This is a genomic window from Streptomyces sp. WAC04114, assembly GCF_019733245.1.
Classification (GTDB): Bacteria; Actinomycetota; Actinomycetes; order Streptomycetales; family Streptomycetaceae; genus Streptomyces; species Streptomyces massasporeus_A.
This window is the reverse complement of record NZ_JAIGQA010000260.1, coordinates 1-8,617: the sequence shown is the minus strand read 5'-3', so window position 1 is coordinate 8,617 and position 8,617 is coordinate 1. Positions and strand designations below refer to the sequence as shown.

Genomic DNA, 8,617 nt, shown 5'->3' with positions numbered 1-8,617 from the left:
CCCCAGGCACCCCGGCCACCCCTGGGGCCCCGGCCGCTCCTGGCACCCCGGCAGCTCCTGGCACCCCGGCACGTGTCACCCGTTCCGCCAGCACCTCCCCCAGCAACCGCTCGGACGCCTGGCAGACCTCCGTCCACACCCTGCGCAGGGACGGGGTCGCCTCGGCCAGGCGCAGCAGCGTGCGGACCCACTCCCAGGAGGACGCCGAGACGCCGACGCCCGGGGTGAGGGTGTGCCGGACTCCCTGCTCCAGGGCGTGGAGCACACCCGCGTCGGCGGGAGCCGCACGCACCGCCTCCACCCAGCGCTGGGCGCCGGCCGCATAGAGCGGGGCGACGGCTTCTTCCTTGGTGGCGAAGTACCGGTAGAAGGTGCGCGGTGCGATACCGGCGGCCTGGGCGATGTCCTCCGCGCGGGTGGCGCGCAGGCCGTGCCGTACGAAGAGGCCTGCCGCGGCCCGGGCGATCTCCATACGTGTCTCGGTCTTCCGCCGCTCGGTCAGCGAGGACGGTGGCGGGGTCGGGGTGGTGCTGCTCACGCCCGGCAGGCTATGCCCATGTGACACAATCTGCCATCTGGCGGGCCACCCCGTGGTTCAGGTACGGGGTGGCCCGCCCTCCAGCACCCGGCCCGGCCCCCGGTGCGGCGATGCCGAACGGCGCCACGCAAGAAGAGAGCCGGGCCCCGACGTCCGGGGGGAAGGACGCCGAAGCCCGGCCTCGGGGAAAGTCCCGGCGCCGGGGGGAGTGCGACGGGACTTGGCTGTTGGGGGCCGGGGGTGTGACCCCGGGCCCGAACTGGTGGACCCAGAAGTCTTGTTCCCTGAGTCCGCGAATTGAAGCGGCGTTACATCGCCATGTTTGCGCGGTCTTTCGCCACCCGGCGTACGCGGTGCCCGCCGGGCGCACACGCTCCGTCACCCACTGGTCGTGGGGAGGGGCCGTACGCCCGGACGCTCACCGTCTCAGCGATGTCCGGCCGCCGCGCGAACGGGGTCGCCCCGCCGCGCGAACACGGTGACCCCGCCGTGCGAACGGGGTCGCACCACCGCGCGATCAGCGTCACGCCGCCGCGCGAAGGCGTCACGCCGCCGCGTCGAACCCCGTGCTGCGGGCGAGCTTCTTCAGCTCCAGCAGCGCGTGCTTCTCGATCTGGCGGATGCGCTCGCGGGTCAGGCCGTGCTCCTTGCCGACCTCGGTCAGCGTGCGCTCCCGGCCGTCCTCGATGCCGTAGCGCATCTTGATGATGGACGCCGTGCGCTGGTCGAGCCGGCCGATCAGATCGTCGAGCTCCTCGCTGCGCAGCAGCGTGAGCACCGACTGCTCGGGTGACACCGCCGAGGTGTCCTCCAGGAGGTCACCGAACTGCGTCTCGCCCTCATCGTCCACCGACATGTTCAGCGAGACCGGGTCACGGGCCCAGTCGAGCACGTCGGTGACACGCTCCGGGGTCGAGCCGAGCTCGGCGGCGATCTCCGCGGGCTCCGGCTCCCGGCCGTGCTCGCGGTTGAACTCGCGCTGCACACGGCGGATCCGGCCGAGCTCCTCCACGAGGTGGACGGGCAGGCGGATCGTACGGGACTGGTCCGCTATGGACCGGGTGATGGCCTGGCGGATCCACCATGTCGCGTACGTGGAGAACTTGAAGCCCTTGCGGTAGTCGAACTTCTCGACCGCGCGGACCAGGCCGGCGTTGCCCTCCTGGATCAGGTCCAGCAGCGGCAGACCGCTGCGGGGGTAGCGGCGGGCGACCGCGACGACCAGGCGCAGGTTGGAGCGGATGAAGACATCCTTGGCCCGCTCACTCGCGTCGACCAGGGCCTGCAACTCCTCCTGGGAGGCACCGGCCTTGTTCTCCTCGAGGCCGTCGAGGATCTGCTGTGCGAACACACCCGCTTCGATGATCTGGGACAGCTCGACCTCCTTGGCGGCGTCGAGCAGTGGTGTGCGCGCGATCTCGTCGAGATACATGCCGACCAGGTCGCGGTCGGCGATCTCGCCGCCATGGGCGCGAACACTGCTTGCCGCGTCGGCCGTCTCGCCGGTGGCGGACTGACGACGGGCGACGGCACGGGTTGCCATGCGAGCTCCCTTGCGATGGTGAGGTCAGCGGGTGGTCCTTCGGACGCTGGACTCCGTCTTCCGGGACTCTCCGGACTCTCCTCGGGTGCCCTGCATCCGATGGAAACAACGACTGGAATCAGGACAGAATTCCCAACCGGGCCCCCGATTTTTCTGATCATGCAGTACCCTGTCCGACCACATGGGGAGGCACGGTGCCGTCAGAACGTCCAGAGGTGCAGGTCAGGCCGGGAGTCGAGGGTGACCTCGAGGCCCTCACGGCCCTCTACAACCACTATGTACGTGAGACGGCGATCACATTCGATACCGCGATCTTCAGTCCGGAGGAGCGCCGCCCTTGGCTGCTCTCCCACCCTGAAGACGGACCACACCGCCTGATGGTTGCCACGACGGCGAACCCACAGGAGATTCTGGGCTACTCCACATCAAGCCCTTTCCGAACGAAGCCGGCCTATGCCACCTCCGTGGAAACGACCGTGTACGTCGCCCCGCAGGCCGGCCGGCGCGGCGTCGGCACGCTCCTCTACACGGCCCTCTTCGAGGCCCTGTCGGGCGAGGATCTGCACCGCGCCTACGCGGGCATCGCGCTGCCGAACGAGGCGTCGGTCCGGCTGCACGAGCGCCTCGGTTTCCGGCACGTCGGCACCTATCGGGAGGTCGGCCGCAAATTCGGCCGCTACTGGGACGTGGCCTGGTACGAGAAGCCGCTGTAGGAGCTCCCCGCGGGCAAGCCCGCCGGGGCCAGTTTCAGCCGAACTGCACCGACCGCTTCGCCAGCCCCATCCAGAACCCGTCGATGACGGACTTCTGGAGGTCCAGCTCGCCGGCCGCGTCGGCCGCGCCCATGGTCACGAAGAGCGGGGCGAAATGCTCGGTGCGCGGGTGGGCCAGCTGCCCCGCGGGTGACTTGCGGGTGAAGTCGAGCAGGGCGTCCACGTCACGGCCCTCCAGCGCCCGCCGGCCCCAGTCGTCGAACTCGGACGACCAGGCGGGGATGCCGCCCTGCCGCAGCGCGGCCAGGTTGTGGGTGAAGAAGCCGGAGCCGACGATCAGCACGCCCTCGTCCCGCAGGGGGGCGAGCTTGCGGCCGATCTCCAGCAGCCGGACCGGGTCCAGCGTCGGCATGGACACCTGGAGGACCGGGATGTCGGCCTCCGGGTACATCTCAACCAGCGGCACGTACGCGCCATGGTCGAGGCCTCGGTCAGGGACGTCCTGGACGGGCATGCCGGGGGCGCGCAGCAGCTTGCGTACGGACTCGGCGAGCTCCGGTGCGCCGGGGGCGTCGTAGGTCACCCGGTAGTAGTGCTCCGGGAAGCCCCAGAAGTCGTAGACGAGCGGGACGGTCTCGGTGGCGCCGAGGGCGAGCGGGGCCTCCTCCCAGTGGGCGGAGACGATCAATATCGACTTGGGGCGCGGTAGTCCGGCGGACCAGGCGGCCAGTTCACCGGGCCAGACCGGGTCGTCCGCCAGGGGCGGCGCGCCGTGGCTGAGGTACAGAGCGGGCATGCGCTCCTGGGTGGCGGCGGACATGCTGCGGCTCCTTCCAAAACATGGTTCCCTACAAAACTGTACGGGCCATTTGTTTAAAGTTCAAGGAGGGTCCACGTAGAGTGGAACACATGAAGGCACCCGCATCCGCACCGGCACAGGGCTCCGCAGCGGAGCCCCAGGAACCGCGCTGGCTCACCGACGAGGAGCAGCGCGTCTGGCGCTCGTTCATGGAGGGCGTCACCCTCCTCGACGACCATCTCGACCGGCAGCTGCAGCGCGACGCGGGCATGCCGCACGTCTATTACGGCCTGCTGGTCAAGCTCGCCGAGGCGCCGCGGCGGCGGCTGCGGATGACCGAGCTCGCGATGCTGGCGAAGATCACCCGGTCCCGCCTCTCGCACGCCGTCGCGCGGCTGGAGAAGAACGGCTGGGTGCACCGCGAGGACTGCCCCGACGACAAGCGGGGTCAGTTCGCCGTCCTCACGGACGAGGGCCTTCAGGTGCTGCGGCAGACCGCGCCGGGCCATGTGGAGGCCGTACGCCAAGCGGTCTTCGACCGGCTCTCCCCGGAACAGCAGAAGTCCCTCGGCGAGATCATGCGGATCGTCGCCGAGGGACTGCAGCCGACCGAGGCGGGTGCGGACCTGCCCTGGCTCCGCTGACGGAGCGGTGCCGGGTGCGGAGCTGCATCCGAAGCGGCGGATGCGGAGCTGCACGGGTTCCGCTGACACCGAGGCGGACACGCAGCCGCCCAGCTCACTGACACCGAGGCGGACACGCAGCCGCCCAGCTCACTGACACCGAGGCGGACACGCAGCCGCCCAGCTCACTGACACCGAGGCGGACACGCAGCCGCCCAGCTCGCTGACACCGAGGCGGACACGCAGCCGCCCAGCTCGCTGACACCGAGGCGGATACAGACCTGCCCCGCTCCGCCGAAGCGGGAGCAGGGCAGGTCCTGGATTCCGTAGGTGCGGGGCGTCCCCTTCCCCGTGCCTACGACAGGGCCCGAAGGGGTGCGATGCGCGGACGTCAGTGGGCGACGACCGGGATCTGCACCTCGTCCGCCGCGTCCTCGTCGGAGGACGCCACCGTCGTACCGCCCGGGCGGCCGGCGTTGACGAACGTCAGGGCGATCGCGGCGGCGACCACGAGGATGCCGACGGCGAACCAGATGGCGCTGGTGTAGCCCTGCACCATGGCCTCCAGCTGGACCAGCTGCTGCTGGGACCGGCTGGTCGCCCCGGCGATGTGGTCGGCGACGTACGCCGTGGTCGCCGAGGCGGCGATGGTGTTCAGCAGGGCCGTGCCGATCGCGCCGCCCACCTGCTGCGAGGTGTTGACCATCGCGGAGGCGACGCCGGAGTCCCGAGGCTCGACGCCCTGGGTGGCCAGCGACATGGCCGGCATGAACGCCGTACCCATACCGAGGCCGAGCAGCAGCATCGCCGGCAGCAGCAGGGCGGCGTACGAGGAGCCGATCTCCAGCTGGGTCAGCAGCAGCATGCCGAGCGCGGCGACCAGGAAGCCCGGGCCCATCAGCAGGCGCGGCGCGACCCGGGTCATCAGGCGGGTGCCGATCTGGGTGGAGCCGGTGATCATGCCCGCGATCATCGGCAGGAAGGCGAACCCGGTCTTGACCGGCGAGTAGCCCTTCACGATCTGCAGGTAGTAGGTCAGGAAGAGGAACAGGCCGAACATCGCGATGATCGCGAGACCGAGGGAGAGGTAGATCCCGCCGCGGTTGCGCTCGGTGATCACGCGCAGCGGCAGCAGCGGGGCCTTGACCTTCGACTCGACGAGCACGAAGGACGCCAGCAGCACGGCCGAGGCGACGAACATGCCGACGGTGACGGAGTCGCTCCAGCCGTTGGACTCGGCGCGGGTGAAGCCGTAGACGAGGGCGACCAGGCCGAGGGTGGAGAGGATGACGCCGGGGATGTCGAGCGGGGAACGGTTGCGGCCGCCCTCGGGCTCGCGGATGACGAAGTAGGCACCGGCCGCGGCGACGATGGCGAACGGGATGTTCACGAAGAACGTCCAGCGCCAGTCCAGGTACTCGGTGAGGAAGCCGCCCAGGATCAGACCGACGGCACCGCCACCACCGGCGATCGCGCCGTAGATGCCGAACGCCTTGGCACGCTCCTTGGCGTCGGTGAACATCACCGCGAGCAGGGAGAGCGCGGCGGGCGCGAGCAGGGCACCGAAGACTCCCTGGAGGGCACGGGCGCCGAACATCATCGCCTCGTTGGTGGCCGCGCCGCCGAGCGCGGAGGCCGCGGCGAAACCGCCGAGCCCGACCACGAAGGCCTTCTTGCGGCCCCACAGGTCGGCTATCCGGCCACCGAACAGGAGCAGACCGCCGAAGGCGAGGGCGTAGGCCGTGACGACCCACTGCCGGTTGCCGTCGGAGATGCCGAGGTCCTGCTGGGCGGAGGGCAGGGCGATGTTCACGATGGTGGCGTCCAGGACGACCATCAGCTGGGCGAGCGCGATGAAGACGAGCGCTTTCCAGCGGCCGGGATCCGGTTCTGCGGCCTGAGCGCGGAGAGCCTTTGAGGCTGTTTCAGACATGGGGATACCCACTTCGGGACTTCGTGACGGAAGAACGGGACGTCGTGACGGAAAAAGGGTGACGAAAGGTGGCGGCTCGTCCGCGGGGACGGCCGTGGTGACTGCCGTGGTGACCGCCGTGGTGACTGCCGGTCAGGCGATCAGGCCATCAGGCGGTCTTGGTGGTCGGGTGGTCGGGTGGTCGGGGTTCAGACAGGTGGGGCGGCCTGAACTCATCGGCATCGGTCAGGGTCGGCGCAGGTCCTCCAGAGTCACCGGCGCGCCCGGGAGGGTGGAGCGAGCCGGAGCCCGCAGCCCGTCCAGGAACAGCTGGAGATGGCGGTGGACGAAGCGGTCGGCGTGGAAGCAGTCCGTACCGGCCGGGGGCCGGCTGAGCTGGGCCACGGCGATCATGACGTCCCCGACGTCCACATCGGACCGGAGCTGCCCGGCCGACCTGGCGCGGTCCATGACCTCCGCGATCAGCCGTTCGACCCGTTCGCGCGCGGCCTCCAGGTCCGGGTGGTGCTTGTCGAACGTGCTGGAGACCATCGGGCACAGCGCGCTGATCCGCTCATCGGCCGCGGCGTGCACGAAGCGCTCCAGCGCCTCGAACGCGTCACCGGTCTCGGTGAGCGCGGCCTCGGCGGCCGCGGCCGTACGGTCCATGACGGAGCAGACGACCTCGCGGACGAGCGCGTCGCGGTCCGGGAAGTTGCGGTACACCGTGGCATTGCCGACGCCGGCCCGGCGTGCGATGTCGTCGAGCGGCACCTCGGCGCCGTGCTCGACGAACATCTCCCGGGCGGCGGTGACGATCCGCTCCCGGTTGCGCAGGGCGTCGGCACGGGGCCGGGGCACCTTGCGCGTGACGGGGCTGGCGGTCTGCACGGCGTACTCCTGGTGTCGGTGTTGAAGGTGTGGGGCGCTTGACGCTGTCTCGCCGTCCGATCCGGGGAGCGGGTCCCCGTTTCGATCCGACACATGGCTAAACGGGGAGTGGGTCCCCGGTATTTCCCGCTCCCGAGGAAATTGTTTGTGACCTGGCTCACAAACTCCGAAAACCTCTCGGGACCGCTACTGACCGGAAACCCACGATCGGTCTCTTCCAGCGCGCGTCCCCCCCACCCCGCGACGCAGGGTGATCGCAAGGGTGCAGCCGGGAACCGGGAGGCTGCCGTGGCGCGGGAGGTCCCTTGCAGGTCCCTTGCATACAGCCACGGCCCCGGCGCCCCCGCCCGGACGGCACGGGTCCGCCCGGCGGCCGGATACCCAGGCGCCGGCTGGCCGCCCTGGCCTGCGTGACCGCCCTGACCTTCACGGTCAGCACCTCGGCCGGCACGGGCCGTGTCACCCCCGGCACCAATACGGCCGGAGCGGGCCCGATCACCCTGTCCCACACCGCCGAGCACGGCCCCTGCATGATCCGCGGGGCCCGCGAGGTCCAGATGTCCGAGGGCATCCCCACCTCCACCGGCTACACCCGCTCCACCGGCACGATCCACGCCCTCACCCTGATGGTCGACTTCTCCGACGCGCCCGGTCAGGGCGACGCCCAGGACCGCTTCCGCGAGTTTTTCCCGCAGACCCGCCAGTGGTTCCGCACCAGCTCCTACGGCCGCCTCGACTACCGCCCCGAGACCCCGATCCCGGGGTGGCTGCGGATGCCGAAGTCCTTCCGCGAGTACGGCATAGAGCGCGGGGCCCCGTTCGACCCCGGCTACCGCGCGATGGTCCAGGACCTCGTGGCAGCGGCCGACCCGAAGGTGGACTTCCGCGCGTACGACCTGCTGAACGTCCTGGTGACTCCCAACGCCGGCCCCTCCGCCCTGGACACGGTCCTGTCCGTCACCTTCGCCGGCAACCCGGAGGCGCCCAAGGCCGACGGCATACCCGTGGCCAACGCCTCCTTCGTCTACTCCCGCCAGGACGACGGCTCCGGCTCCTACGACCGCACCGGCTACCGCGTCCTGCCCCACGAGAACGGCCACGTCTTCGGCCTGCCCGACCTGTACACCGCGGAGGGCGGGGGCGCGGTCGGCCACTGGGACATCATGAGCGAGGACTGGGGCGCCAACAACGACTTCCTCGGCTGGCACAAGTGGAAGCTGGGCTGGCTCGACGCCGCCCAGGTCCACTGCGCGGCATCCTCCGGCACCACGGAGTACACCCTGACGCCCCTGGCCCTGGCCGGCGGCTCCAAACTGGTCTTCGTCCCCCTGAACAGCAGAACCGGCTACGCCCTCGAACTGCGCACCCGCGCCGGCAACGACGAGGCCGTCTGCCGCCCCGGTGTCCTGATCTACAAGGTCGACGCGGAGGTGGACACGGGCATGGGCCCGGTCACCGTCCAGGACGCCCGCCGCGACAGCGACGGCTGCACGCGCGCGCCGAACGTCCACGCCGAGCTGTCCGACGCGCCGTTCACACCCGGGGAGACGTTCCGCGACGCGGCGAGGGGGATCACGATCGAGGTCGCGGGCGTGCAG

Annotated in this window: 8 protein-coding genes; 3 read left to right on the top strand and 5 right to left on the bottom strand. The window is 70.5% G+C overall.

All coding sequences use genetic code 11. The features are described 5' to 3' along the window. Both K4G64_RS36970 and K4G64_RS36965 read right to left on the bottom strand, forming a co-directional pair. The coding region (locus K4G64_RS36970) for a TetR family transcriptional regulator (RefSeq protein ID WP_308122592.1) at positions 1-538 on the bottom strand (538 nt) is incomplete at its 3' end. Positions 539-1,082: 544 nt separating this feature from the next. Then, positions 1,083-2,081, bottom strand: a complete 999-nt coding sequence (locus tag K4G64_RS36965; protein ID WP_221760257.1) for an RNA polymerase sigma factor RpoD/SigA — start codon at positions 2,079-2,081, stop codon at positions 1,083-1,085. Between the two features lie 194 nt (positions 2,082-2,275). On the opposite strand from K4G64_RS36965, the gene K4G64_RS36960 reads away from it, so the two are divergent. Further along, positions 2,276-2,794 carry a GNAT family N-acetyltransferase gene (locus K4G64_RS36960; RefSeq protein ID WP_221760256.1) on the top strand — a complete coding sequence of 173 codons (519 nt, stop codon included), beginning with the start codon at positions 2,276-2,278 and terminating at the stop codon, positions 2,792-2,794. 34 nt (positions 2,795-2,828) lie between these two features. Here K4G64_RS36960 and K4G64_RS36955 read toward each other — a convergent pair whose 3' ends face one another. Then, a complete protein-coding gene (locus tag K4G64_RS36955) occupies positions 2,829-3,614 on the bottom strand; it encodes a dioxygenase (RefSeq protein ID WP_221760255.1) in 786 nt (261 codons plus the stop codon). A gap of 89 nt (positions 3,615-3,703) precedes the next feature. Here K4G64_RS36955 and K4G64_RS36950 point away from each other — a divergent pair, with 89 nt between their 5' ends. Beyond that, positions 3,704-4,237: a MarR family winged helix-turn-helix transcriptional regulator gene (locus K4G64_RS36950; RefSeq protein ID WP_221760254.1), complete on the top strand. Its 534-nt coding sequence runs from the start codon at positions 3,704-3,706 to the stop codon at positions 4,235-4,237. A gap of 370 nt (positions 4,238-4,607) precedes the next feature. On the opposite strand, the gene K4G64_RS36945 is transcribed toward K4G64_RS36950, so the two are convergent. Continuing rightward, complete coding sequence (locus K4G64_RS36945) at positions 4,608-6,149, bottom strand: MFS transporter (RefSeq protein WP_221760253.1); 1,542 nt, start codon at positions 6,147-6,149, stop codon at positions 4,608-4,610. Positions 6,150-6,374: 225 nt separating this feature from the next. Further along, positions 6,375-7,019: a TetR/AcrR family transcriptional regulator gene (locus K4G64_RS36940; RefSeq protein WP_221760252.1), complete on the bottom strand. Its 645-nt coding sequence runs from the start codon at positions 7,017-7,019 to the stop codon at positions 6,375-6,377. Between the two features lie 320 nt (positions 7,020-7,339). Between K4G64_RS36940 and K4G64_RS36935 the strand changes: the two genes are divergently transcribed. Continuing rightward, on the top strand, positions 7,340-8,617 hold a 1,278-nt coding region (locus K4G64_RS36935), incomplete at its 3' end, for a M6 family metalloprotease domain-containing protein (protein WP_374206498.1).